18 protein-coding genes and 1 pseudogene are annotated in these 24431 nt (G+C 74.4%); 5 read left to right on the top strand and 14 right to left on the bottom strand.

Annotation, left to right across the window (positions count from 1 at the left end):
* The 5 genes from ABZ128_RS00310 to ABZ128_RS00290 all read right to left on the bottom strand — a co-directional run bounded on the left by ABZ128_RS00310 (position 1) and on the right by ABZ128_RS00290 (position 4778).
* Positions 1–372 (bottom strand): hypothetical protein, encoded by a 372-nt coding sequence (locus ABZ128_RS00310; RefSeq protein WP_356845103.1) that lies wholly within the window; start codon positions 370–372, stop codon positions 1–3.
* Positions 362–2137, bottom strand: a complete 1776-nt coding sequence (locus tag ABZ128_RS00305) for a hypothetical protein (protein ID WP_356845101.1) — start codon at positions 2135–2137, stop codon at positions 362–364. Before ABZ128_RS00305 ends, ABZ128_RS00310 begins: the two co-directional genes overlap by 11 nt.
* A 136-nt stretch (positions 2138–2273) precedes the next feature.
* Entirely contained in the window at positions 2274–3263 is a 990-nt protein-coding gene (locus ABZ128_RS00300) for a malate dehydrogenase (protein WP_356845099.1), read from the bottom strand.
* Positions 3264–3502: 239 nt separating this feature from the next.
* Positions 3503–3925, bottom strand: a complete 423-nt coding sequence (locus tag ABZ128_RS00295) for a DUF3017 domain-containing protein (RefSeq protein ID WP_356845097.1) — start codon at positions 3923–3925, stop codon at positions 3503–3505.
* Positions 3915–4778 carry a bifunctional methylenetetrahydrofolate dehydrogenase/methenyltetrahydrofolate cyclohydrolase gene (locus ABZ128_RS00290; protein ID WP_356845095.1) on the bottom strand — a complete coding sequence of 288 codons (864 nt, stop codon included), beginning with the start codon at positions 4776–4778 and terminating at the stop codon, positions 3915–3917. Before ABZ128_RS00290 ends, ABZ128_RS00295 begins: the two co-directional genes overlap by 11 nt.
* 258 nt (positions 4779–5036) lie before the next feature.
* On the opposite strand from ABZ128_RS00290, the gene ABZ128_RS00285 reads away from it, so the two are divergent.
* Entirely contained in the window at positions 5037–5693 is a 657-nt protein-coding gene (locus ABZ128_RS00285) for a hypothetical protein (protein ID WP_356845093.1), read from the top strand.
* 121 nt (positions 5694–5814) lie between these two features.
* On the opposite strand, the gene purH is transcribed toward ABZ128_RS00285, so the two are convergent.
* Entirely contained in the window at positions 5815–7410 is a 1596-nt protein-coding gene (gene purH, locus ABZ128_RS00280; protein WP_356845091.1) for a bifunctional phosphoribosylaminoimidazolecarboxamide formyltransferase/IMP cyclohydrolase, read from the bottom strand.
* Entirely contained in the window at positions 7407–8030 is a 624-nt protein-coding gene (gene purN / locus ABZ128_RS00275; protein ID WP_356845089.1) for a phosphoribosylglycinamide formyltransferase, read from the bottom strand. Before purN ends, purH begins: the two co-directional genes overlap by 4 nt.
* A 243-nt stretch (positions 8031–8273) precedes the next feature.
* Between purN and ABZ128_RS00270 the strand changes: the two genes are divergently transcribed.
* Positions 8274–8861 (top strand): hypothetical protein, encoded by a 588-nt coding sequence (locus ABZ128_RS00270; protein WP_356845087.1) that lies wholly within the window; start codon positions 8274–8276, stop codon positions 8859–8861.
* Between the two features lie 30 nt (positions 8862–8891).
* Here the strand turns inward: ABZ128_RS00270 and ABZ128_RS00265 are convergent, their stop codons facing one another.
* Complete coding sequence (locus tag ABZ128_RS00265; RefSeq protein WP_356845085.1) at positions 8892–10589, bottom strand: DUF6350 family protein; 1698 nt, start codon at positions 10587–10589, stop codon at positions 8892–8894.
* A gap of 123 nt (positions 10590–10712) precedes the next feature.
* Between ABZ128_RS00265 and ABZ128_RS00260 the strand changes: the two are divergent.
* A pseudogene (locus tag ABZ128_RS00260) lies at positions 10713–10907 on the top strand (helix-turn-helix transcriptional regulator); the annotation flags it as partial.
* 2555 nt (positions 10908–13462) lie between these two features.
* Here the strand turns inward: ABZ128_RS00260 and sucD are convergent.
* From sucD to ABZ128_RS00235, 5 genes are all read right to left on the bottom strand, one after another.
* Complete coding sequence (gene sucD, locus ABZ128_RS00255; protein ID WP_054227728.1) at positions 13463–14353, bottom strand: succinate--CoA ligase subunit alpha; 891 nt, start codon at positions 14351–14353, stop codon at positions 13463–13465.
* A 21-nt stretch (positions 14354–14374) separates the two neighbouring features.
* Positions 14375–15553, bottom strand: coding sequence for an ADP-forming succinate--CoA ligase subunit beta (gene sucC / locus ABZ128_RS00250; RefSeq protein WP_356845083.1), 1179 nt, complete (start codon positions 15551–15553; stop codon positions 14375–14377).
* 289 nt (positions 15554–15842) lie between these two features.
* On the bottom strand, positions 15843–17036 hold the full coding sequence (locus tag ABZ128_RS00245) for a VWA domain-containing protein (RefSeq protein WP_356845081.1): 1194 nt from the start codon (positions 17034–17036) through the stop codon (positions 15843–15845).
* 156 nt (positions 17037–17192) lie between these two features.
* On the bottom strand, positions 17193–19478 hold the full coding sequence (locus ABZ128_RS00240; RefSeq protein WP_356845079.1) for a DUF5682 family protein: 2286 nt from the start codon (positions 19476–19478) through the stop codon (positions 17193–17195).
* Positions 19475–20581 carry an AAA family ATPase gene (locus ABZ128_RS00235; RefSeq protein WP_356845078.1) on the bottom strand — a complete coding sequence of 369 codons (1107 nt, stop codon included), beginning with the start codon at positions 20579–20581 and terminating at the stop codon, positions 19475–19477. Before ABZ128_RS00235 ends, ABZ128_RS00240 begins: the two co-directional genes overlap by 4 nt.
* A gap of 134 nt (positions 20582–20715) precedes the next feature.
* Between ABZ128_RS00235 and ABZ128_RS00230 the strand changes: the two genes are divergently transcribed.
* Together ABZ128_RS00230 and ABZ128_RS00225 are read left to right on the top strand one after the other, a co-directional pair.
* A complete protein-coding gene (locus ABZ128_RS00230; RefSeq protein WP_356845077.1) occupies positions 20716–22056 on the top strand; it encodes an SWIM zinc finger family protein in 1341 nt (446 codons plus the stop codon).
* Between the two features lie 220 nt (positions 22057–22276).
* Positions 22277–23866 (top strand): DUF5691 domain-containing protein, encoded by a 1590-nt coding sequence (locus ABZ128_RS00225; protein WP_356845075.1) that lies wholly within the window; start codon positions 22277–22279, stop codon positions 23864–23866.
* Positions 23867–24003: 137 nt separating this feature from the next.
* Here ABZ128_RS00225 and ABZ128_RS00220 read toward each other — a convergent pair whose 3' ends face one another.
* The gene (locus tag ABZ128_RS00220; protein ID WP_356845073.1) at positions 24004–24408 is read right to left on the bottom strand and encodes a cobalamin B12-binding domain-containing protein; all 405 of its coding nucleotides are present in this window, start codon (positions 24406–24408) and stop codon (positions 24004–24006) included.
* Between the last annotated feature and the right edge of the window lie 23 nt (positions 24409–24431).

The following is a 24431-nucleotide window of genomic DNA, read 5'->3' as shown; positions in this document are numbered from 1 at the left end:
TCAGCCCCCCAGCGTGCTGAGCAGGCCCGCCAGGGCTGCGGCCGCGCTCACCGATTCCACGAGCGGAGCCCACCGCTGCAGGGCCTCCCGAAGCCGCCCGACGAGACCGGGCCGGATCGCCTGCGCGCCCTCCAGGTCCCCGGCCGCCTCGTCCAGTACGCCGTCCAGTGCGGCCCTGTCCGTACCGCGGGGCAGCCGGACCAGGGCGGCGCGCAGGTCGAGCACGGCCTCCAGCAGTTCCGGCGCGCCGGGCGCGTCCGTCCCCGTACCGCCGTGGTGCACGGTGTTGGTGTTGTTGCTGCCGCCGATGCTGAAGGCGCTGCCGGTGATGTCGCCGATCCGGACCGGGCGCTCCTCGCCGTTACTTCCCACCACTGCTCCCCTTGCCGCTCGTACCGCCCCCGGCGGTGCTGTTGTAATGGCCCGTGCCTCCGACGCTGAAGGCGCTGTTGCTCACCGACTGGATGAAGGTGGCGCCCTCGGCGACGTGGACCGCGCGTCGCGCGAACTCCTCGGTGTGCCAGCCCGCTTCGTGCAGGGCGACGGTAACGCCGCCGACCACGCGGTCCTGAATGGTTTTCAGGTACCGGTCCAGGTCCATGAGGTGGAAGAGCGAGCCGTCGTCCATCGCGGCGATCTCCCTCACCGACAGCAGCGGCCCCTCCGGCCGGGCGCCGCCGTGGCCGCCCGTGACGATCCGCCACCAGGTGGCGAGCCCCCGGAACAGGGAGGCGAGGGCTCCCGCGAACGAGCCGGGGGTGGCGGCGAGGGCCGCGACCGCCTTGCCGAACCAGGTGTTGTTCAGGAAGCGCTGGGCGTCGGCCTCGGCGTTCTGGAAGCCGGTCCGTACGGGCAGCAGCACGTGCGGGGCCACCTCCAGCATCAGCATGCCGCCCTGGGTGTGGACCCGTACGAACACGGTGACGACGAGGTTCTCCTCCCAGCCGCCGACCCTGATGCGGAGGAAGTGCCGGCGCCGCTCGCCGCCCTCCTCCATGGCGCCGAGGCGGTGCGCGGTGAACTGCTCCCGCGCCCACCGGGCCTCGTCCCGGTGCGCCAGGCCGACGGCCGGCATGAACACGCACTCGTCGACGACCAGCTCGCGCAGCCGGTCCAGTACGTCGGCCTGGGCCTGCGCGGAGCCGTGCGGGGACGGGATGCGCAGGGTCTGGAGCAGCGGCACGATGCGCCGCACGATGTCGGCGTTGGAGACGGGCTGCGGCTTGCGGTCGACGCCGAGGTCGTCACGGGGGCGCAGTTCGACGGACAGCTGCCAGGGCCGGTAGGCGTCCCCCGCCCCCCTGAACGGGCCGTTGATGTCGTACATGATCAGCGGCGCGTGCTGCTCGCCCCGGATGCGGTCGCGGACCCGGGCGAAGCGGGGGCTCTGCGTGACGGGATCGGCCGACTGGTCGGCGTACCGGTGCGGGTCGAGTTCCCGGGAGACGATCCGGGCGCCGTATCCGCGCTGGAGGGCGACCAGGGTGACGAGGGCCGCGAACACGAGGGGGACCAGCCACAGGGCCAGGGGCGCGGAGTCGCCGGAGCCGCCGGAGCCGCCGTAGGGGTCGAACCCGCTCGCACCTCCGTACCCGTCGTAGCCGCCGTAGCCGCCGGAGCCGCCGCCGTAGAACTGCCGGAAGAGGGCGCCGCCTTCCCCGTCGTCGGTCGCGACCAGCCAGAACATGGCGAGGGTGAAGGCCAGGGTCAGCCAGCCGTAGATCCTGACCAGCACGGACAGGAACCGCAGCAGGAGGCTCTGCCTGCGCCGGAGCCAGTTGGCGAGGCTCAGCAGCAGGAAGGGGGCGAGAAGCAGGGTGAGCAGCCCGCTGGTCAGCAGGGACCCCACGAACCAGGCGCCGATGATCCCGCCGGCCCAGGCGAGCTCGACGCGCCGGGCGCGCAGTGCGTGGGCCAGGACCCGCGTGGCGTCGAAACCGTAGGACGGGGCGGCGATCCGCTCCTCGTGCACGTACAGCTCGTCGATCACCCGATCGCGGTACGCGGCGTCGAGGTAGGTCCCCGCGCACAGGAAGCGGCCGGCCTCGCTCAGGGAGGGGTGGACCGGAGGGCGGCCGTTGCGCGGGTCGGCCGGGACGTCGCCGCCGGGCTGAGGGGGAATCAGGTGGTCGGTCACCGAGCGACCTTATGTGGCCTTTACATGAACCGACAGGCCGATTCACGCCAAAGCGCCCCGGCCAGGTTTGGCCGGGGCGCAAGGGTGTTCGTGCCGGTCTGGCGATCAGGCGGACCGCGTGATCAGCACGTCCGGATCAGATGAGGCCGAGCTCGCGCACCGCGTCGCGCTCCTCGACGAGCTCCGCCACCGACGCGTCGATGCGCGTACGGGAGAACTCGTTGATGTCCAGGCCCTGGACGATCTCGTACTTGCCGTCCTTGCAGGTGACGGGGAAGGAGGAGATCAGGCCCTCCGGGACGCCGTAGGAGCCGTCCGACGGGATGCCCATGGAGGTCCAGTCGCCCGCGGCGGTGCCGTTGACCCACGTGTGGACGTGGTCGATGGCGGCGTTGGCGGCGGAGGCGGCCGAGGAGGCGCCACGGGCCTCGATGATCGCCGCGCCGCGCTTGGCGACGGTCGGGATGAAGGCGTCGGCGAGCCACTGCTCGTCGGCGACGACCTCGGCGGCGTTCTTGCCGGCGATCTCCGCGTGGAAGATGTCGGGGTACTGGGTGGCCGAGTGGTTGCCCCAGATGGTCAGGCGCTTGATGTCGGTGACGTCGGCGCCGGTCTTCTTCGCGAGCTGCGAGATCGCGCGGTTGTGGTCCAGGCGGGTCATCGCGGTGAAGCGCTCGGCGGGGACGTCCGGGGCGGCGGCCTGCGCGATGAGCGCGTTGGTGTTGGCCGGGTTGCCCACGACCAGGACCTTGATGTCGTCCGCGGCGTGCGCGTTGATCGCGGCGCCCTGCGGCTTGAAGATGCCGCCGTTGGCGGAGAGCAGGTCACCGCGCTCCATGCCCTTGGTCCGCGGGCGGGCGCCCACGAGCAGGGCCACGTTCGCGCCCTCGAAGCCCTGGTTCGGGTCGTCGAAGATGTCGATGCCCTTCAGCAGCGGGAAGGCGCAGTCGTCGAGCTCCATGGCGGTGCCCTCGGCGGCCTTCATGCCCTGGGGGATCTCCAGGAGGCGGAGCTTGACCGGCACGTCCGCGCCGAGCAGGTGGCCGGAGGCGATGCGGAAGAGCAGCGCGTAGCCGATCTGGCCGGCGGCGCCGGTGACGGTGACATTCACGGGAGTGCGGGTCATGGCCTTCTCCGTTAGACAGCTGGCGGTGGGGCGTCCGTGCCCCATGTGCTGGCGGACGCCGCTCCCCTGCGAATCTTGATGTGAAGAGACATCCGGCGTCAGGCTATCCGACCTTGGAGCGACCCAATCCCCCGGTCCGTGTGGTGCACGGCACACGGACCGGGAGTTCGAAGGCGCGGGCGGGACTTCGCCCCGGATTCCGGGACTGCGGGCACCCGCCGGACGGGTGTACGCAGGCCTCAGCGGACGGTGAAGTGGACCGCGTCCTCCAGGAACGGGATGTCCAGCCACGGCTTGGGCGTGGCGATCACCAGCGCGAGCAGCGTGATCGCCACGCCCAGCACCCCGTACGTGACCATGTCCGTGAACCGGGAGCGCACCGCGAGCATGCCCACCGAGGGCAGGACGCGCCGCAGGACGGCGGCCGCGATGAGGGCCACGCCGATCACCAGGCAGCCGACCCGGGGGTGGCCGACCGCGGTGAGCAGCAGGCCGACCGCGGTCGCGGTGAGCACGCTGAGCATCGGCCACTGGCGGGCGGCGAGCGCGTCCCCGGGCGCGGCGCGGCCGGCGCCCTCGGGACGGGCGGTGTCCTGGGTGACGGGCGGGAAGCGCCGGGACCGGGGGGCCGCGGGCTCCTGCGCGTCGGGGTCAGCCTGCACTGGTCGTCGCCCGTTCCGCCGCCTCGACCACGTTGGCCAGGAGCTGCGCCCTGGTCATCGGCCCGACGCCGCCCGGGTTCGGGGAGATCCAGCCCGCCACCTCGGCGACGCCCGGGTGCACGTCCCCGACGATCTTGCCGTGCTCGTCGCGGCTGACGCCCACGTCCAGGACGGCCGCGCCCGGCTTCACGTCCTCGGGCTTGACCAGGTGCGGTACGCCGGCCGCCGCGACGACGATGTCGGCCTGGCGCAGCTGCGCGGGCAGGTCGCGGGTGCCGGTGTGGCACAGGGTCACGGTGGCGTTCTCCGACTTGCGGGTCAGCAGCAGGCCCATGGAGCGTCCGACGGTGATGCCGCGGCCGAGGACCACGACGTGCGCGCCGTTGATCTCCACGCCGTGGTGGCGGAGCAGTTCGACGATCCCGTACGGGGTGCAGGGCAGCGGGCCGGGCTCGTTGAGCACGAGGCGGCCCAGCGACATCGGGTGCAGGCCGTCGGCGTCCTTCAGCGGGTCCATCAGCTCCAGGACCCGGTTGGTGTCGATGCCCTTCGGCAGCGGGAGTTGGACGATGTAGCCCGTGCACTCCGGGTTCGCGTTGAGCTCGCGTACGACCGCCTCGATGTCCTCCTGGGAGGCCGTCCCGGGCAGTTCGCGCTGGATGGAGGCGATGCCGACCTCCGCGCAGTCCTTGTGCTTGCCGTTGACGTACCAGCGGCTGCCCGGGTCGTCGCCGACCAGCAGGGTGCCGAGTCCGGGGGTGATGCCCCGGGCCTTGAGGGCCGACACGCGGGCGGCCAGTTCGGACTTGATCGCGGCTGCGGTGGCCTTGCCGTCGAGAATCTGGGCGGTCATGCACCCATCCTCCCGGATGGAGCGGCCCCGGTTCCAGTCGTGGCGCTCCCCGCCGGTTCGTCACAGGCTTGAACCATTCATTGCACTTGCACAACAAGTGACGGCCCGATGACGCGCTCGCTGGACAAGTCCCGCCCGGTCGGAAGACGATGGCCGAAAGAGTGCCGCGGGCACTGCCGGGGGGCGGACCGTAGACCAGGGTGTTTTTCCCTCGCGCGTGCCGTGCGTCCCCGCACTTCCACGGAGGAAACACCCCAGATGAGCTTCGGCGACCCGAACAACCCGTACGGGCAGCAGCCCCAGGGCCAGCCCGGCTACGGCTACCCGCAGCAGGCCCCGCAGGGCGTGCCGCCGCAGGGCGGCTACGCCTACCCGCAGCAGGCCCCGCAGGCCTACCCGGCGTACCCGGCGGCCCCCGGCGGATACCCCGTCCCGGGCGCCCAGATGCCCATGCCGGGCGGTGTGAAGGCGGCTCGCGTCATCCTGTTCATCGTCGGAGGCCTGCAGGTCCTGGGCGGCGTGGTCCTGCTCCTCGGCGGGGCGTTCTTCGCCTCCCTCTTCGCGGACTCCTCCAGCTCCTCGGCGAGTGATGCGGGGACGCTGGCGGGCGGCGTGATCGTCGTCGCCGGCATCTTCTGCCTCGCCTTCGCGCTGTGGCCGCTCCTGACCGCCGCCAAGCTGGGCAAGGGCCGCGGCGGTGTCCGCGTCTCCGGCATCATCTACGGCTCCCTGATGACCCTCTTCTCCGGGCTCAGCGTGATCATGAACCTCGCCGCGCTCGGCAGCGACACGGCCGCCGGCGCCGTCGTGTTCTCGCTGCTCCTGGCCCTGATCCAGCTCGGCCTGGCCCTGTGGGTGCTCGTCGGCCTGGCCAACTCGGCCGCCGGCGCGTACTTCCGCCGCCCGCAGTACTGAGGGCGGCGCGGCACCGGAAGCACCGGGCACCGGAAGCACCGCCGTCCTCACGGCGTACACGGCGAAGGCCGCCACCCGCACTGCTGCGGATGGCGGCCTTCGCCGTACTCGGGGTGCCGGCTCAGTGGAAGAAGTGCCGGGTCCCGGTGAAGTACATGGTCACGCCCGCCGCCTTCGCGGCCTCGACGACCTGCTCGTCACGGACCGAACCGCCCGGCTGGACCACGGCCTTGATGCCCGCGGCGGTCAGGATCTCCAGCCCGTCGGGGAACGGGAAGAAGGCGTCGGAGGCGGCGTACGAGCCCTGCGCGCGCTCGGCGCCCGCCCGCTCGACGGCGAGCTTCGCCGAGTCCACCCGGTTGACCTGGCCCATGCCGACGCCGACCGAGGCGCCGTCCTTGGCGAGCAGGATGGCGTTGGACTTGACCGCGCGGCAGGCCTTCCACGCGAAGGCGAGCTCGGCGAGCTCCTGCGCGGAGAGGGCTTCGCCGGTGGCGAGGGTCCAGTTCTGCGGGTCGTCGCCCTCCGCCTGGGCCCCTTCCGGTCCGAACGTGTCGGACTGCTGGAGCAGCACGCCGCCCGAGATCGGCTTGAGGTCGCCCGGCTGGTGCGGGTGGCCGTCCACCTTCAGGACGCGGATGTTCTTCTTCTTGGCGAGGACCTCGACGGCCCCGTCCTCGTACGAGGGCGCCGCGATGACCTCGGTGAAGATCTCCGCGACCTGCTCGGCCAGCTCGACCGTCACGGGGCGGTTGACGGCGATGACGCCGCCGAACGCGGAGAGCGGGTCGCAGGCGTGGGCCTTGCGGTGCGCCTCGGCCACGTCCGCGCCGACGGCGATGCCGCACGGGTTGGCGTGCTTGATGATCGCGACACAGGGCTCGTCGTGGTCGTAGGCGGCGCGGCGCGCGGCCTCGGTGTCCACGTAGTTGTTGAAGGACATCTCCTTGCCGTGCAGCTGCTCGGCGTTGGCGAGCCCGCCCGGCTGCCCGTCGGTGTAGAGGGCGGCGGCCTGGTGCGGGTTCTCGCCGTAACGGAGGGTGGACTTGCGCTCCCACGCACCGGCCAGGAACTCGGGCAGCACGGCCTCCGGCTCCGGGGCGTACGCATTCGTGAACCAGGAGGCCACGGCGACGTCGTAGGCGGCGGTGTGCTGGAAGGCCTCGGCCGCCAGCCGCTTGCGCGCGGGGAGGTCGAAGCCGCCGCCCTGGACCGCGGCGAGGACGTCGGAGTAGCGGTCGGGGCTGGTCACGACGGCCACGGACGGGTGGTTCTTGGCGGCGGCGCGGACCATGGACGGGCCGCCGATGTCGATCTGCTCCACGCACTCGTCGGGGGTGGCGCCGGAGGCGACGGTCTCCCGGAACGGGTACAGGTTGACGACGACCAGGTCGAAGGGCTCGACGCCCAGCTCGGCGAGCTGGCGCTGGTGGTCCTCCAGGCGCAGGTCGGCGAGGATGCCGGCGTGCACGCGCGGGTGCAGGGTCTTGACCCGGCCGTCCAGGCACTCGGGGAAACCGGTGAGCTCCTCGACCTTGGTGACGGGCACGCCGGCCCCGGCGATCCGCGAGGCGGTGGAGCCGGTGGAGACGAGCGTGACGCCCGCCTCGTGCAGGCCGCGGGCCAGCTCCTCCAGTCCCGTCTTGTCGTAGACACTGACGAGCGCGCGCCGGATCGGTCGCTTCGACGAGGTGGTGCTGCTCTCTACGGCGGTCACTGGATCGTTACCTTTCGTCCCTCAATGCGGTAGCCGTGCCGGGCCAGGCGCCCCACGACATCGACGAGCAGCTGGCGCTCGACTTCCTTGATGCGCTCATGGAGAGCGGCTTCGTCGTCCTCGTCCCGGACCTCGACCACACCCTGGGCGATGATCGGACCGGTGTCCACGCCGGAGTCCACGAAGTGGACGGTGCAGCCGGTGACCTTCGCGCCGTAGGCGAGGGCGTCCCGTACGCCGTGGGCGCCCGGGAAGGCCGGGAGGAGGGCGGGGTGGGTGTTGACGAACCGGCCGCCGAAGCGGTCGAGGAACTCCTTGCCCACGATCTTCATGAACCCGGCGGACACCACGAGGTCCGGTGCGTGGGCGGCGGTCGCCTCGGTGAGGGCGACGTCCCACTCCTCGCGGCTCGCGTACGCCTTGACCGGGCACACGAAAGTGGGGATCCCGGCCTTCTCGGCCCGCTCCAGGCCGACGATGTTCTCGCGGTCGGCCCCCACGGCGACGACTTCGGCCCCGAAGCCCTCGGGCCCCCCGGGGTGGGCGTCGATGGCGTCGAGCAGGGCCTGGAGGTTGGTGCCGGAGCCGGAGACCAGCACGACCAGGCGGGAGGCGGCCATGGGAGGCCCTTTCTCGCGGGAACACGTCGTTCGTCTTGTGTGGTCATACGAAACTTCGGGGCCCCGGTATACGGGGGACCATACGAAGCCACCGACCGCCTGCAACGATACCGGCACACCGGACAGCCCCCGAGGGACGGGGGGACGGCCGAGGGGTAGCGTGCGGCATGCATGCCGTACACGCCCGCGCCGCACTCGACGCCCACCACGGGTGTCCATGACACAGGGGAAGTAACGCACTCGATGCCGGACCGCCGTCAGCCCGACTCCTCCACCGACGACAACCCCTTCGCGGCTCCCCCGGAAGGCCGGCCCGACCAGCCGTGGCAGCCGCGCGGCGGCGGTGACGGCGGCGGCCCGGCCGGGGAGCCCGGCACGGGCCCCGAGGGGCCGGTGCGCTGGGACCCGACGGACCCGATCCAGCGCCACGCCCGGTACGCACTGCTGGCCGGCATGTGGGGCTTCTTCTTCGGGCTCTTCGACATCCCCTCGGTGGGGCTGCTGCTCGGTGCGCTCGCGTTGTACTGGGGCATCAGCGGACTGCGCGGCAGGCCCGTGGCCCCGGCGGAGCCGGGCTCGGACGGGGCGGCCGCCCGGGGCGGGCTCGCCGCCCTGGGGCCCGCCGCCCGGCCCCAGCGGACCGCTGCGATCAGCGGCCTGGTCACGGCCTCGCTGGCGATCCTGCTGGCGCTGAGCTCGTACGCCGTGCAGCTCGCGTACAAGGACTTCTACGTCTGCCGCGAGGACGCCCTCACGCAGACGGCGGAACTGCAGTGCAACAGGCTGCTGCCGGACAACCTGCTCGGCACGTACCTCAAGGTCCGGACCTAGGATCCGGCCCGGACCTGCCGGTGCGTCGGCTCAGGCCGGGGGCCTGCGGCGGGCCAGGACGCGCGCGCCCGCGACGGGCGGTACGAGCGGCTCCCCGGCCGGTGGCTGCGGCGGCGGCCCGGCCGGCGCCATAGGGGCGGCCGGCGCGGAGGCGGCCGGCGCGGAGGCAGCCGGTGGCGGGAGGGCCGGCGCCGCCTTGAGCGCGGCCAGGTCCAGCTGAAGCCCCGTCACCACCGTCACCGGGCGCGGGGATTTCACCCGGGCGGGCGGGCCCGGGTGAGCGGCCGGGGCCGGCACCGGAGCCGGGGCCGGGGCCGGGGCCGTGTCCCCGGGCAGTTCGGGGACCAGGGCCACCGCCGTGCGGCGCAGGGCCTCCCAGCGGACCTCCCGTACGCCGCTGTCGTGCCAGTCGTCCTCCACGGCGGCGTCCCCTCGGGCCGGGCGGTTGCGCCAGGAGTGGACCGCCGCCGCCACCGGTACGGCGGGCAGCAGCGTCCACGCGAAGGCCGCCGCCCCGGCCGCCCACCACACCGGCCCGAAGCTCGCCAGCTGCCGGGAGCCGAGCGGCCCGGCCGAGGCGGCGGCGAGGCCGGCCATCAGCAGCCCGCACACCACGGCGCCCAGAGCCGCCGTCAGGGCAGCTTCACCGCAGGTCACTTCACGCGCCCGGCGGACCGCGAACCACCCCACCGCCAGCCCCGCCAGCACCGGCAGCCCCGCGGTCGCACAGGTCAGCAGGGTGCCGGGCCCCTCCGGCGGCAGCGCCGCCAGCAGCGGGAACCGCGGCAGCGACGGCGGACGGGCCAGGCCGAGCGGGGTGGCGGTGACGCCGGTCCCGAGGGCGAAACCGGGCCCGAGGGCGTAGGCGGCGCCCCAGACGGCGGCGTTCGGCAGCAGCGCGAGCGTGAGGAGCAGCACGGCGAACCGGCCCGACCACACCCCGGTCAGCGTCATGAGGGAGGACCGCGCCTCCGCGCCGTGCCAGACGAGCGAGGCCCCGACGAGCACCGCGCCGCCGCCCAGCAGCACGAGGGCTCCGGCGGTCCCCGCCCGGAGCGCCAGCGCGTAGCGGGGCCGGGCAACGGCCTGCCGCAGCGCCCCGGGCACCCAGCGGGGCAGCGGCCCGAGCGGGCGCCCCTTGGCCGACCACACGCCGGCGCCCGCCGCGAGGACGGCGACGAGCGGGACGTGCCAGGCTGCGCTGAGCGGGTCGGCGGGCATCGGGCCGCCGGCCGCGTAGACGGTGGCCAGCGAGCCGACGCTCAGATAACCGCAGGTCACCGCCGAGAAGATGGCACTGCCGGGCAGGACCTCGTCCCCGTCGTCGGCGGCGCTGCCGAGCCGCGCGGCACGCCGCATGAGCAGCGCGGGAAGCGCGACGAGCAGCAGCGGGGTCACCCCGACCGGGGCCGGCATCCCGGACAGGGTCTCGTAGCGGACCAGCTCGGTGCCGTGGGCGAGGAGCCACAGTCCGGCGGCGAGGTGCAGGGCGCCGCCGGGGCCGCTGTCGGGGTACGGGGAGCTGATCCACAGCACGATCACGAGCACGGCGAGGAAGCCGAGCCCCAGCCCGGCGGCAACGGCACCGCCGAGGACACAGGCGGCGGCCGCCGGCGAACGGCGCCGCCGGGCGGCGGGGCGCGGGGCCGGGGCCGACGGGGCCGGGGTCGGGGCCGTGGGCAGGGGGGCCGGGGGCAACGGGGTCCCGTGTTCGGTCACTTGGGTCACCCCGCCATGGTGCCAACGACACGCGCTATGGGCGGGTAATAGGCGAATGTCCGTGGTGTCGCCCAATATACGTTTTATGTATTTTTTCGCCCAGGACGGTCGGAAGGTCGCGGGGAGCGTGGCATGACACAGAGCGTCGAGGAGCCGAGGCTCCCCTCGCCGAAGGAACGCCGCAGACTGCGCGAGGCGGCGGGCCTGACGCGTGCGGAGGTGGCGGCGGCGGTCGGGGTGACCGCCACGACGGTCCGCTCCTGGGAAGCGGGCCGCACGACCCCCCGCGGCCGCCAGCGCCGCGCGTACGCCGCCTTCCTCTCCCCCCTGCGCCGCCCCACCCGGGCTGACGCCGCGTCCACTCCCCGCTCCCCGGCCCCGATTGCCACCCCGCCCCCCGCAGCCCCTGCGGAGGGCATGACCGGTACGGGCGCCAAGGCCCGGGCCGGCGACGCCGGGGGCGAGCCCCTTGCCGCACCGCACGCCGAAGCCGGGACGCTCCCCCATACGGGTGCAGAGACCGACCCCCCTGGCGACGCCGAGGCCGGCGTGGAGTCCGGGCCTCCGCAGGCAGTGGCCGAGGCGGGGGACGACTCCGGGGGCGACCCCCGGCCCGAGGCGGAAACCCCCGGCGGTGCCACGTCCCCGGCGGGCGTCCCCGCCGACACCGGTACCGCCCCCGCTCCCGCACCCAAGGCCATCGCCGCCAGGCCCGACGCCGGACGCGGGACCGATACGGGCTCCGGGGCCGAGGGCGACGCCGCGCGCGAAGCGAGCGCCGAGGGCGGGCACGGAGCCGGCGCCAGTGGCGCGCCCGAGGCCGGAGCCCAGCCCGGGCCCGGGGCCGGGCCGGGTGCCGACGCCAGGGCCAAGGCCGCGTCCGGGACCGCTGCCAACGCCGAGCCTGAGGCGGGTACCGACGCCGTACACGGCGCCAAGGCCGGTGTCGACGCCGCACCCGCGGCCAAGGATCAGGCCGGGCACGGGGCCGAGCCCGGTGCCGACGCCAGGCCAGCAGCCGGCCGCGGGACCGATACGGGCTCCGGGCCCGAGGCAGCGCCCGAGGCCGATGGCGACGCCGCACGGGGGGCGGGTGCCGCGGGCGGGCGCGGTGCCGCGCCCGCGCCCGAGGCTGAAGCCCAGCCCGGGTACGGGGGCGAGCCCGGTGCCGACGCCGGGGCCGGAGCCGGACCCGGGACCGGTACGGGCTCCGGGGCCGAGGGCGCGTCCGAGACCGGTGTCGACGGCCGGACCGAGGCCGGTACCGACGCCGGTGTCGCGGCCGCGCCTGCGGCCGGAGCCCAGCCCGGGCACGGGGCCGGGAGCAATGACGACGCCGCACGCGGAGCCGGGCGCGGGAGCGATGCCGACGGCGGAGCCAAGGCCGTGTCCGGGACCGGTGCCGACGCCGGGCACGGCGCCAAAGCCGGTGGCGACGCCCCGCCCGAGGCTCAGGCCCAGGCACGGCACGGGAGCGACACCGACGCCTCGGCCGAGGTTATGACCGGGACCGGTGTGGACGGGCGGACCGGAGCCGGCGTCGGCGCCGGGCACGGCGCCAGTGCCGGTGGCGCGGCCGCGCCCGGGGCGGGTGCCGACTCCGGGCCCGAGGCCGGTGGGGACGCCGGGGCCGGTGGCGACGCCGAGGCCCGGGCCGGGCAGGGGGCCGGGCCCGGGGACGATGCCCGGCGCGGGGCCGGTGCGGGCGACGGGGCCGAGGCCGCGTGCGAAGCCCAGGTCGGTGACGACGCCGGGCAGGGGGTCGGGGCCGAAGCCGACGGCGGGGTCGGGGAGGTGGTCGATCCCAAGGTTGCGGCCGAGGTCGTGTTCGGGGTCGGGGTGTGGGGAGGGGTCGGGGTCGGGGTCGTCGGGGAGGGGGGCGACGCCCAGGACACCGGCGACCCGGGGCGGGAGCAGGGCGAGGCGGCGGGCGCGGGGCCCGTGGAGCGGGGGCCTGCCGGGGCGTTCGACCGGCTGCACCAGGCGGCCGCGTACTCCCTCGTGCGGCAGCTCTACCTGCTCACCGGCCGCCGCGAACTGGCCCGGGAAACCGTGGAGCGGGCGTTCGAGCAGGCCTGGGCGCGCTGGCCCGAGGTGGCCACCGATCCCGACCCCGTCGGCTGGGTGCGCGCAGTCGCGTACGAGTACGCCCTCTCCCCCTGGCACCGCTTGCGCCGCTCCCACAAGCACCCCGAGGAGCCCCCGGCGGACCCCGCCGACCGGATCGTGATGGACGCGATGCTCGCGCTGCCGCCGACCCACCGGCGTACCGTCCTGCTCTACGACGGTGTCGGCCTCGACCTCCCGGACACCGCCGCCGAGACCGAGTGCAGCACCCCCATCGTCGGCTACCGCCTCCTCACCGCCCACGCCGAGCTGGCCGACCGGATCCCCGACCTGGCCGCCGCCCCGCCCGAGAGGCGGTCCGCGGTGCTGCGCGAGCGGCTCGGCGCGGTGCGGCCACCGGCCCCGCTGGTCCCGCGCCCCGCGGCCGTCGTACGGAGGGCCGCCGAGTACCGGGCCCGCCGCTGGAGCCGGGCGGTCTTCGGCCTGACCACGGTGATCGCCGTCGCGACCGCGTACACCACCGTGACCGCGCCCCGCCAGTACGAGCCCCCGATCGCCCCGGGCGTCAGCGTCTCCGGGGTGCCCCCGCTCAGCGGCCCCCAGCAGCTCACCCAGCAGAACAAGGAGCTCCACGACAAACTGCGCGCCGATCCGGACGCCGGCCCTGCCCGTCTCGCCCCGGAGATGGAGTAGGCGGCCGCGCGCAGGTACGCGAAACGGGCGTGGCCCGCACCCCCCGAGGGGATGCGGGCCACGCCCGTGTGCACGGCCGGCACGGCGCCTACGCCGTACCGCAGTACCGCAGCGGCAGGCGACTACTGCGCGGCGTTCAGGATCTCGCGCGCCAGCTTGGCGGTCTCGGTCGGCGTCTTGCCGACCTTCACGCCGGCGGCCTCAAGGGCCTCCTTCTTGGCCTGTGCGGTGCCAGAAGAACCGGAGACGATGGCGCCGGCGTGGCCCATGGTCTTGCCCTCGGGGGCGGTGAAGCCCGCGACGTAGCCGACGACCGGCTTGGTGACGTTCTTCGCGATGAAGTCCGCCGCACGCTCCTCGGCGTCGCCGCCGATCTCGCCGATCATGACGATGAGCTCGGTCTCCGGGTCGGCCTCGAAGGCCTCCAGGGCGTCGATGTGCGTGGTGCCGATGACCGGGTCGCCACCGATGCCGACGGCGGAGGTGAAGCCGATGTCACGGAGCTCGTACATCATCTGGTAGGTCAGCGTGCCGGACTTGGACACGAGACCGATCTTGCCGGGCTTGGTGATGTCGCCCGGGATGATGCCGGCGTTGGACTGGCCGGGGGTGATCAGACCCGGGCAGTTGGGGCCGATGATCCGGGTCTTGTTGCCCTTGGCGGTCGCGTACGCCCAGAAGGCGGCGGAGTCGTGCACCGCGATGCCCTCGGTGATGACGACGGCCAGCGGGATCTCGGCGTCGATGGCCTCGACGACGGCGGCCTTGGCGAAGGCCGGCGGGACGAAGAGGACGGAGACGTTGGCGCCCGTCTTCTCCATCGCCTCGGCGACCGAGCCGAAGACCGGGACCTCGGTGCCGTCGAAGTCGACGGACGTGCCGGCCTTGCGCGGGTTCACGCCACCGACGATGTTGGTGCCGTCAGCCAGCATCAGCTTGGTGTGCTTCATGCCCGTGGCACCGGTCATGCCCTGGACGATGACCTTGCTGTCCTTGTTGAGGAAGATAGCCATGTGAGTCTGTGACCTCTGCCCTTACTTCGCAGCCGCGAGCTCGGCGGCCTTGTCGGCCGCACCGTCCATGGTGTCCACGCGCTGGACCAGCGGGTGGTTGGCGTCCGAGAGGATCTTGCGACCCAGCTCGGCGTTGTTGCCGTCGAGACGGACGACGAGCGGCTTGGTGACCGCCTCGCCCTTCTCCTCCAGCAGCGCCAGCGCCTGGACGATGCCGTTGGCGACCTCGTCGCACGCGGTGATGCCACCGAAGACGTTGACGAAGACGGACTTGACGTCCGGGTCACCGAGGATGATCTCAAGACCGTTGGCCATGACGGCGGCGGAGGCGCCACCGCCGATGTCCAGGAAGTTGGCGGGCTTGACGCCGCCGTGGTTCTCGCCGGCGTAGGCGACGACGTCGAGGGTGCTCATGACGAGACCCGCGCCGTTGCCGATGATGCCGACCTCACCGTCGAGCTTGACGTAGTTGAGGTTCTTCGCCTTGGCGGCGGCCTCAAGCGGGTTCGCGGCCGCGTGGTCCACGAACTCCTCGTGGCCCGGCTGGCGGAACTCGGCGTTCTCGTCGAGCGAGACCTTGCCGTCGAGCGCGATGACCTCGCCGGAGGCGACCTTCGCGAGCGGGTTGACCTCGACGAGGAGCGCGTCCTCGGCGATGAAGGTCTTCCACAGGGTCACGAGGACCTCGGCGACCTTCTCGGCGACCTCGGCCGGGAACTGCGCCTGGGCGACGATCTCGCGGGCCTTCTCGATGGTCACGCCCTCGTTGGCGTTCACCGGGACCTTGGCGAGCTTCTCGGGGGTCTCCTCGGCGACCTGCTCGATGTCCATGCCGCCCGCGACCGAGGCCATGGCCAGGAAGGTGCGGTTGGTGCGGTCGAGCAGGTAGGAGACGTAGTACTCCTCGACGATCTCGGGAGCGGTCTCCGCGATCATCACCTTGTGGACCGTGTGGCCCTTGATGTCCATGCCCAGGATGTCCGTCGCGCGGGCGACGGCCTCGTCCGGGGTCGCGGCGAGCTTGACGCCACCGGCCTTGCCGCGGCCGCCGACCTTCACCTGCGCCTTGACGACCGACTTGCCGCCCAGCCGCTCGGTGGCCTCGCGAGCCGCCTCAGGCGTGTCGATGACTTCACCGGCCAGCACCGGTACACCGTGCTTGGCGAAGAGGTCCCTCGCCTGGTACTCGAACAGGTCCACGCGCGTCCGTCCCTTGTCTTTTTTAAGATTCGCAGTGATCGCGGTTGTCTGCTATCTGCGTGGGCGTGCCGCGGAGGGCAACGTGACGGCGCTGTCACAGGGGATGCGCACACGGTGACCGTGGACGCGGCATGTCCGTCCCGCAGGTTATCCCCGCGGGCCGTGGGTCCCTAAATCGCAGCTCACACCTGAGCGGTGATACCTGTCACAGAACACCTCACGGTTGAACTGGAACTTCGTGTGATCTGCCGATGGGCAGGGGGCCGCGCCGAGTGCTGCGGGAAGCCGTTCAGGGGACCGGGAGGGGGCGCTTCTCCAGGGCCGCGGCCATCACCTCCGGGAACAGGTCGGGGGTGCAGGCGAACGCCGGGGCGCCCAGTGCGGAGAGGGCCGCGGCGTGTTCGCGGTCGTAGGCGGGCGCGCCCTCGTCGGACAGGGCGAGCAGGGTCACGAACTCGGTACCCGCGCCCTTCATCGCGGCGACCCGCTTCAGCATCTCGTTGCGTATGCCGCCCTCGTACAGATCACTGATCAGGACCACGACGGTGTCGGCAGGCCGGGTGATCTTCGACTGGCAGTAGGCGAGGGCGCGGTTGATGTCGGTGCCGCCGCCGAGCTGGGTTCCGAAGAGAACGTCCACCGGATCGTCGAGCTGATCCGTCAGGTCCACGACGGCCGTGTCGAAGACGACGAGGCGGGTCGCGATCGCACGCATGGAGGCGAGCACCGCCCCGAACACCGAGGCGTAGACGACGGAGGCGGCCATCGAACCGGACTGGTCGATGCAGAGGATCACCTCCTTCTTCACCGACTGGGCCGAACGGCCGTACCCGATGAGCCGCTCGGGGACCACGGTGCGGTACTCGGGCAGGTAGTTCTTCAGATTCGCCCGGATGGTCCGGTCCCAGTCGATGTCGTGGTGGCGGGGCCGGCTGATCCGGGCGCAGCGGTCGAGTGCGCCGGTCAGGGTGGCCCGTGTCCGGGAGGCCAGTTTCCTCTCCAGCTGTTCGACCACCGCGCGGACCACGGCGCGCGCCGTCTCCCTGGTCGTCTCCGGCATGGCCTTGTTGAGGGAGAGCAGGGTGCCGACGAGATGGACGTCCGGCTCGACGGCTTCCAGCATCTCGGGCTCCAGCAGCAGCGCGGACAGGCCGAGGCGCTCGATGGCGTCGCGCTGCATCACCTGGACGACGGAGCCGGGGAAGTACGTACGGATGTCGCCGAGCCAGCGCGCCACGCCGGGCGCGGATCCGCCGAGCCCCGCCGAGCGCTCCCCCGCCGTCCTGCGGGAGCGGCTGCCGCCGCCCGCGCCCCCGTACAGCGCGCCCAGTGCGGCGTCCATGGCGGCGTCCCGCCCGCTGAGCGCGTGCCCGGTCCCGTCGGCCTCGCCGCCGCCGAGCACCATCCGCCACCGCCGCAGCCGGTCGCTTCCACCCGCCCCAGCGGCCTCGCTCGGCGCCGCCGGGATTCCCGTGCCGACCATCTGTCCGTCCCCCTGTCCGTGTCGTTCGTCGTTGCTGTGTGCCGGGCCGTGTGCAGGGCCCGGGGTGCCGGGCTCGCCGTGCCCGGGCCCGGGTGCCGGGCCTGTGGGCCGAGCCGTCGGCGCGTGCGTCGGCGTCGCTGGTCCCCGACCCCCGGCTCAGCCGGGGGTCGCGGGTATCCGCTCCGGCCCGTCGAGCAGGAGCCGCACCACGTCGAGCACCGCGTCGGCACGCGCCGGGTCCAGCTCCGGGGCGAAGCCCGCCGGGGCCTGCCCGGAGCCGGAGCCCGCGGCCGGGGCGGCTCCGGGGCCCCGGCGGACCAGGTCGCCCAGGCTGCGGCGCACGCCCGGCTCGAACGCCCCGAAGGTCCGCCGCAGCAGCGGCAGTACGTCGATGAACGCGCGCTCCGGCACCGACACCAGCCAGGTGTCGATCAGGCCCAGCAGCCGGTCGTCGTGGACCAGCAGGGTGCCGCCGCCCGCTCCGCCGCCGGTGAAGCCCTCGATCCAGCCCGCCGCATCCGGGGGCGCGGCGGCCGGGGACAGGGCCAGGCCCATCAGACGGGCCGTCTCCTCGGCCGGCAGCCGTCCCTCGTCCAGCAGCAGCCGCGCGGCCCGGCCGCGGATCAGCCCGGGAACGGTGTCCCGGCCGGCCAGCGCACCGAGCACCGCCGACCAGCGCTCCCACAGGCCGTCCGCCGTCCCGGTGTCCGCCAGCAGCCCGATCGCCCGGTGCACCCCATCCACATGGCCGCACAGCTCCGCCGCCCCGTCGGCGTCGAGGCCGGCGGCGCACGCGGCGGGCAGCGCGACGCAGATCCGGTCGGCCAGGCCGGTCGCCACGGTGCCCAGGGCGGAGGCGTCGGTCCCCCGGACGTCCCCGTAGCGCAGGGAACGGGCGAGGGCCGGCAGCGCCTTGGCGAGCCGGGCCGCGTCGGTGTCCAGCGCGGCCAGGTCGGCCAGGGCGCGCAGCACGCCGGGCAGGGCGCCGGCCAGTCCGGCCAGCAGGCACTGCTCGGCCAGCGTGGTGACCTCGCCCAGCTCCGCCGCCCCGGCCGCCTCCGCCTCGGCCTTGGCCGTGGCCGCGGCGAGGACGGTGGTCCCCCATATGCCCGCCTCGGCGACCCGTACCGACAGCTCCGGTTCCCAGCGCAGCCGCCAGGTCTCACGGAAGGTGCCGGTGCTCCCGCGGGAGGCGGCCGGGGTGCCCCACTCGATGCCGAGCAGCCGCAGCCGGTGCAGCAGCAGGGACTTCGCCGCGTCGGTGTCCTTGCGCAGGTCGAGCTCCAGCTCGCGGTCCTGCGCCTCGGCCTTCAACCTCAGCGAGCGCTGCTGCCGGGTCAGGTCCCGCTGGAGCGGGACGACGGGGGCCGCGTCGGGCACCTCGCCGAGGACGTCGCCGACGACCAGCCGGTCCTCGACGAGCGCGAGCGGTACGTCGGAGCCGTCGCACATCACCGCCCGGACGGCCTCCAGGGTCTCCGCCAGCCCGGGCAGGGGCCGGCCGCGCACGGCCGCCAGCGTCTCGGCCAGCCGGACCGCCTCGATGACATGCGCCGAGGAGACCTGCCGGTCCTCCTCCCGGAGCAGACCGGCGACCTTGGTCAGCCAGCGCTCCACCGGCCGGTCCCGGGCCGCGAAGAGGTGGGCGTACCAACCGGGCGAGGTGATGCCCGCCCCGTACCCGCCGGCCCGGGCGAGGCGCCGGTGGGTCCAGGGGACCCAGGTGGTCTCCACCCTGAGTCTGGGCAGCCCGGTCAGCAGGGCCTTGTCCGCGGCCACCGTGGTCCTCGCGCGGAGCGCCGGGACGTGCCAGGCCCCGCACACCACGGCGTAGTCCTCGCCGAACTCGCGGCGGGCGGCCCGCATCCGCTGCCGCATGAACGCCTCCCGCACCAGGTCGCGGGTGTGGCCGCCGTCGCCGTACGCCTCGCGCAGGGCGCCCATGGCCTCCCCGAGCGCCTCGAACGCGCCCAGCGGGTCGGCCGCCCCGGCGCCCCGGTGCTCGACCACGTCCTCCCACCAGTGCTCGGGGTCGTCGTACCCGGCGGTCTGCGCGAGCACCCCCAGCGGGTCCAGCCGTACGGAGTCGGGCGCGTCCGCCTCCTCCTGCCCGGCCAGCGTGTGCGCGGCCGGGAGGTCGATGAACCGCACCGGCACGTCCTGCTCCTGCGCCCAGCGGATGGCGACCCACTCCGGCGAGAACTCGGCCAGCGGCCAGAAGGCGGCCTTGGCCGGGTCGTCGGCGGCGTGGGCGAGCAGGGCGACGGGCGGCCGCATCCCGGGGTCGGCGGCCAGCTCCAGCAGCGCGTCGCCCTCGGGCGGGCCCTCGACGAGCACGGCCGCGGGCCGGGCCGCGTCGAGGGCGGCCCGCACCGCGCGGGCGGAGCCGGGCCCGTGGTGCCGTACCCCGAGCAGCAGCGGCCCCGGACGCGTCGGGCTCATACCGTCACCTCCCGGCAGGCGCGGTAGAAGTCCTTCCAGCCGTCCCGCTCGCGCACCACGGTCTCCAGGTACTCCTGCCAGACGACCTTGTCGGCGGCCGGGTCGCGGACCACGGCGCCGAGGATCCCCGCGGCCACGTCGGAGGGGCGCAGGACCCCGTCGCCGAAGTGGGCCGCCAGCGCGAGGCCGCCCGTGACGACGGAGATCGCCTCGGCGGTGGACAGGGTGCCGCTCGGTGTCTTCACCTTCGTCCGGCCGTCGCCGGTGACTCCGTCGCGCAGCTCGCGGAAGACGGTGACGACGCGGCGGATCTCCTCCAGCCCCTCCGGTGCGGCGGGCAGTTCGAGGGAGCGGCCCATCTGGTCGACGCGGCGGGCGACGATGTCGACCTCGGCGTCGGCGGTGGCGGGCAGCGGCAGCACGACCGTGTTGAAGCGGCGGCGCAGGGCGCTGGAGAGCTCGTTGACCCCGCGGTCGCGGTCGTTGGCGGTGGCGATGAGGTTGAAGCCGCGCACGGCCTGCACCTCCTCGCCGAGCTCCGGTATCGGCAGCGTCTTCTCGGACAGGACGGTGATGAGGGTGTCCTGGACGTCGGCGGGGATGCGGGTGAGCTCCTCGACGCGGGCGGTCATGCCGTCGGCCATGGCCCGCATGACCGGGCTGGGTACGAGGGCTTCGCGGCTCGGCCCGTGGGCGAGGAGGCGGGCGTAGTTCCACCCGTACCGGATCGCTTCCTCGGGGGTGCCGGCGGTGCCCTGGACCAGGAGGGTGGAGTCCCCGCTGACGGCTGCGGCGAGGTGCTCGGACACCCAGGTCTTGGCGGTGCCGGGGACGCCGAGGAGGAGCAGCGCGCGGTCGGTGGCGAGCGTGGTGACGGCGACCTCGACGATGCGGCGCGGGCCCACGTACTTGGGAGTGATGACGCTTCCGTCCTCCAGGGTGCCGCCCAGGAGGTAGGTGGCGACGGCCCACGGGGAGAGCTTCCAGCGGGCCGGGCGGGGCCGGTCGTCGGCGGCCGCCAGGGCTTTCAGTTCGTGCGCGAAGGCCTCCTCGGCGTGCGGGCGCAGCGCCTCGGCTCCGGTGTCGATCCCGTTCGTGCTCATGGTCCCCCTCCAATGCTCCGCAGCCGCTCCCGACTGCTGTTCCCACGGTGCACCACGGCACTGACAACGCCCCCTGCTCATCACGTCGTTGCAGGTCAGGGCGATTGTCAGTGGGGGTCTCTACGGTTGTTCCCATGACTGAGCAGGGGGTCCGCTGGACGGCGGAACAGGTACTGGCTCTGGCTCCTGACGAAGCGTCACGCAAGGCGGGGGGCAAGCTGGGTGGGGCGGGTCCTTGGTCGCAGACCGGAGGTTCCGCTTCCGGTGCGGTGTGGGGTGTGTGCAAGGGCAGCGGCAAAGCGCCGTACCGGACGGTCGTGGACCTGGCGGGTCCGGCGTACAAGTGCTCCTGCCCGAGCCGGAAGTTCCCGTGCAAGCACGCGCTGGGACTGCTGCTGCTCTGGGCCGCCGAGGGACTCGGCGAGCCCGGGGAAGCGCCGGACTGGGCCGGTGAGTGGCTGGCGGAACGGGCGGCGAAGGCGGCGCGCCCGGCCGCCGCGGCGGCCCGCCCGGTGGACCCGGAGGCGGCCCGCAGGCGCGCCGAGCGGCGGGCGGCCCGGATCGGCGCGGGCGTCACCGAGCTGGAGCAGCGGCTCGTGGACCTGCTGCGCGGGGGCCTCGCCGGCCAGGAGCAGACCGGGTACGCGGCCTGGGAGGAGACGGCCGCCCGGATGGTCGACGCCCAGGCGCCGGGACTGGCCGCGAGGGTCCGGGAGTTGGGGACGATACCCAGTTGCGGTCCCGGTTGGCCCGCCCGGATGCTGGAGGAGAGCGCGCTGCTGCACCTGCTGAACCGGGGCTGGCTGGGGAGGGCCGGGTTGCCGCAGCCGCTCGCCGCGACGGTGCGCAGCAGGGTGGGGCTGCCGGGTGCCGCAGCGGAGGGGGAGGGCGTACGGGACCGCTGGCTCGTGCTGTCCCAGTACGACACGGTGGCGCCGGACGGCCGGCTCACCACCCGCCGGACATGGCTGCGCGGGCTGGGGAGCAGGCGCCCGGCCCTGGTGCTGGACTTCGGGCCGCCCGGGCGGCCACCGGGCCTGGCGCTGCCCGTGGGCCTGGTGCTGGAGGCGGAGGCCCGTTTCCGGCCCGGGTCGGCGGGACTGCGGGCCGACCTCGGGGACGGGCATGCGGCGGCTGTCCCGGCCGCGCAGGCTCCTGCCGGGGTCGGCACGGCCGAGGCACTGGAGGCGTACGGGGCGGCGCTGCGGGAGGACCCGTGGCTGGACTCCTGGCCGGTGGTGCTGGGTCCGGTGATTCCGATACCCGGAGAGCTGGGCTGGCAGTTGGCGGATGCGGAGGGCGGCTCCGCGCTGCCCGTACACCTGCCCGGGGGCGCCTCGCGCGCAGGGCTGTGGCAGCTGGCCGCCCTCTCGGGCGGCAGGCCCGTCACGGTCTTCGGCGAATGCGGTCATCGCGGCTTCACGCCGCTGACGGCCTGGCAGCCGGAGACGGCGGAGCCGGTGGCCCTGGTCTGACCGGGGACGCGGAGGCGCCGCCGACAGGGGGATACGCAGGGAACGGCGGCGCGGGGGCGTCGTCGTGCACGAAACGACTGAGCCGGGGGGCTTCTGTGGACGACAACCACGCCAGCTGAAGGGCAGGACGAACGGGGCGGAAGGGCCCAGGGACCGCTCCGGTCCCGCGGAGGGGGCGGGACCGGAGCACGGAACACCATCAGGGAAGAGGGAGGGACCGATGACCGCCAACGCCACCGCCACCGCCGCGGACACGGAGTACGGGGACTGGGACGAGCTGGTCGGCGCCGCGCTGCTGGGCACCGAGCGACGGCAGGGCAGCCCGCGGGCCCTGCTCGACGCGGCCGCCGTGCACACTCTGCGGCGCCGGGCCGGGCTGCGGCCGGCCGAGGCCGGTCCGCGGCCGGAGCCCGCACCGCACGATCCCCGCCCGGTTCCGCCGGAGGCTGCCCGGCGCCGGCTCGCGCAGCTGCTGGCCGGCCGGGGCGGCGCGGGCAGCGGCGGCGGTCGGCGCGGAGCGGCCCCGGATCTGACGGAGCTGCTGCCCCAGTGGCTGGCCGCCGCCGCGCGGCACGGCTACCGCGCACCGGCCGCGCTGGTGCCCGCCCTGCTGGATGCGGCCCGGGCCCGTACGGACCTGCGTCCGCAGGCGCTGGCCCTGGCCGGGGCGCGCGGGCTGTGGCTGGCCCGGTTCAATCCGGACTGGCGGTTCGCGCTGCGCGGCGGGGCGGGCGGCAGCGGGGAGCTGCCCGCGCCCGCGGACGGGGCCGCGGTGGAACGGCTGTGGCAGGAGGGCTTGTTCGCGGAGCGGGTGGCCCTGCTCGGCGCGGTACGGGCGCACGAGCCGGCGGCCGCGATACGGCTGCTGTCGACCACCTGGGCCACCGAGCGGGCCGAGGACCGGCTGATGTTCCTGGACTCCCTGCGGGTGGGGCTCGCCGAGGGCGACGAGCCCTTCCTGGAGGCGGCGCTGGGTGACCGGAGCCGCAATGTCCGGGCGACCGCCGCCGAGCTTCTGTCGGCGCTGCCGGGCTCCGCGCTGGCCGGGCGGATGGCCCGGCGGGCGCTGGCCTGCGTGGGGCCGGAGGGGGTGAGCGCGCCGGCCGAGTGTGATGCCGGGATGCTGCGCGACGGGGTGGTCGAGCGGCCGCCCGCCGGACGCGGGGAGCGGGCCTGGTGGCTGGGCCAGCTGGTGGAGGCGGCGCCGCTGTCCTGCTGGCGGGAGCGGTTCGGGGGGCTCGGGCCCGAGCAGATCGTCGCGCTGCCGGTGGCCGAGGGCGAGGGCTGGAGGGAGGAGCTGCATGCGGCGTGGTGCCGGGCGGCGGTGCGCCAGCGCGACCCCGAGTGGTCCAAGGCCCTGCTCGGCTCGGCGGCCGCTCCGACCGCGACGGCCCCGGGCACGGCGTCGCTGGCGGAGCGGGCCAAGCTGCTCTCGGTCCTGCCCGAGGGGGAACGGGCCGCGTGGGTCGCCGAGTTCATACGGGCCCACGGCCTGTCGGAGGCGTTCCAGCTGCTCGGCGTGTGCGTGGTGCCGTGGGCGGGGGCGCTGGGGCGAGCCGTGGTCGACGCACTGGACGCGGCGCGGGAGGCGGGCAGCTATCCGTGGAGCTTCAGCGGGGTGATGGGGCTGGCCGAGCGCTGCCTGGACCCCGCCGAGGCGGACCGGCTGGAGTCGCTGACCGCCTCTTCGCAGGGCGCCGCGGACACCTCGCCGGGCGCGGCGGCCTACTGGGCGGAGGCCTTCGAGCGGCTGGTGGCCACCCTCGGAGTCCGCGCGTCGATGCTCGCGGAACTCACCCCGCCGGCCTGACGGCCCCGGCACCGCCGCCCGGCCCGGACCGCCGCCTCCCGCACCGGCCGGCCCGGAGCGGACCGGGCCGGCCCCGGCCGGCCCACGCGCGGGGCCGGCGCGGCGCGGCGCGTCGGCGTCGGAGCGGGCCGTGCTCGTCAGGGGTGACGGATGTTGGCGTGGACCCAGTCGACGATCGAGGTGGTCGTGGCGCCCGGGGTGAAGATCTCGGCCACGCCCTTCGCCTTCAGAGGGGCGATGTCGTCCTCCGGGATGATGCCGCCCCCGAAGACCTTGATGTCCTCCGCGTCCCGCTCCTTGAGGAGCTCCAGCACCCGGACGAACAGGGTGTTGTGGGCTCCCGAGAGGATCGACAGGCCGATCGCGTCGGCGTCCTCCTGGATGGCGGTGTCCACGATCTGCTCGGGGGTCTGGTGGAGGCCGGTGTAGATGACCTCCATGCCCGCGTCCCGCAGCGCCCGCGCGATCACCTTGGCGCCGCGGTCGTGGCCGTCGAGACCCGGCTTGGCCACCACCACACGGATCGGACCGGTCACACCCATCGCACTGCCTCCCGAGTGAACGA

It is taken from the genome of Streptomyces sp. NPDC006326 (genome assembly GCF_040612915.1).
Classification (GTDB): domain Bacteria; phylum Actinomycetota; class Actinomycetes; order Streptomycetales; family Streptomycetaceae; genus Streptomyces.
Note: the sequence above shows the minus strand (reverse complement) of the source record. Positions and strands in the feature narration are given on the sequence as shown.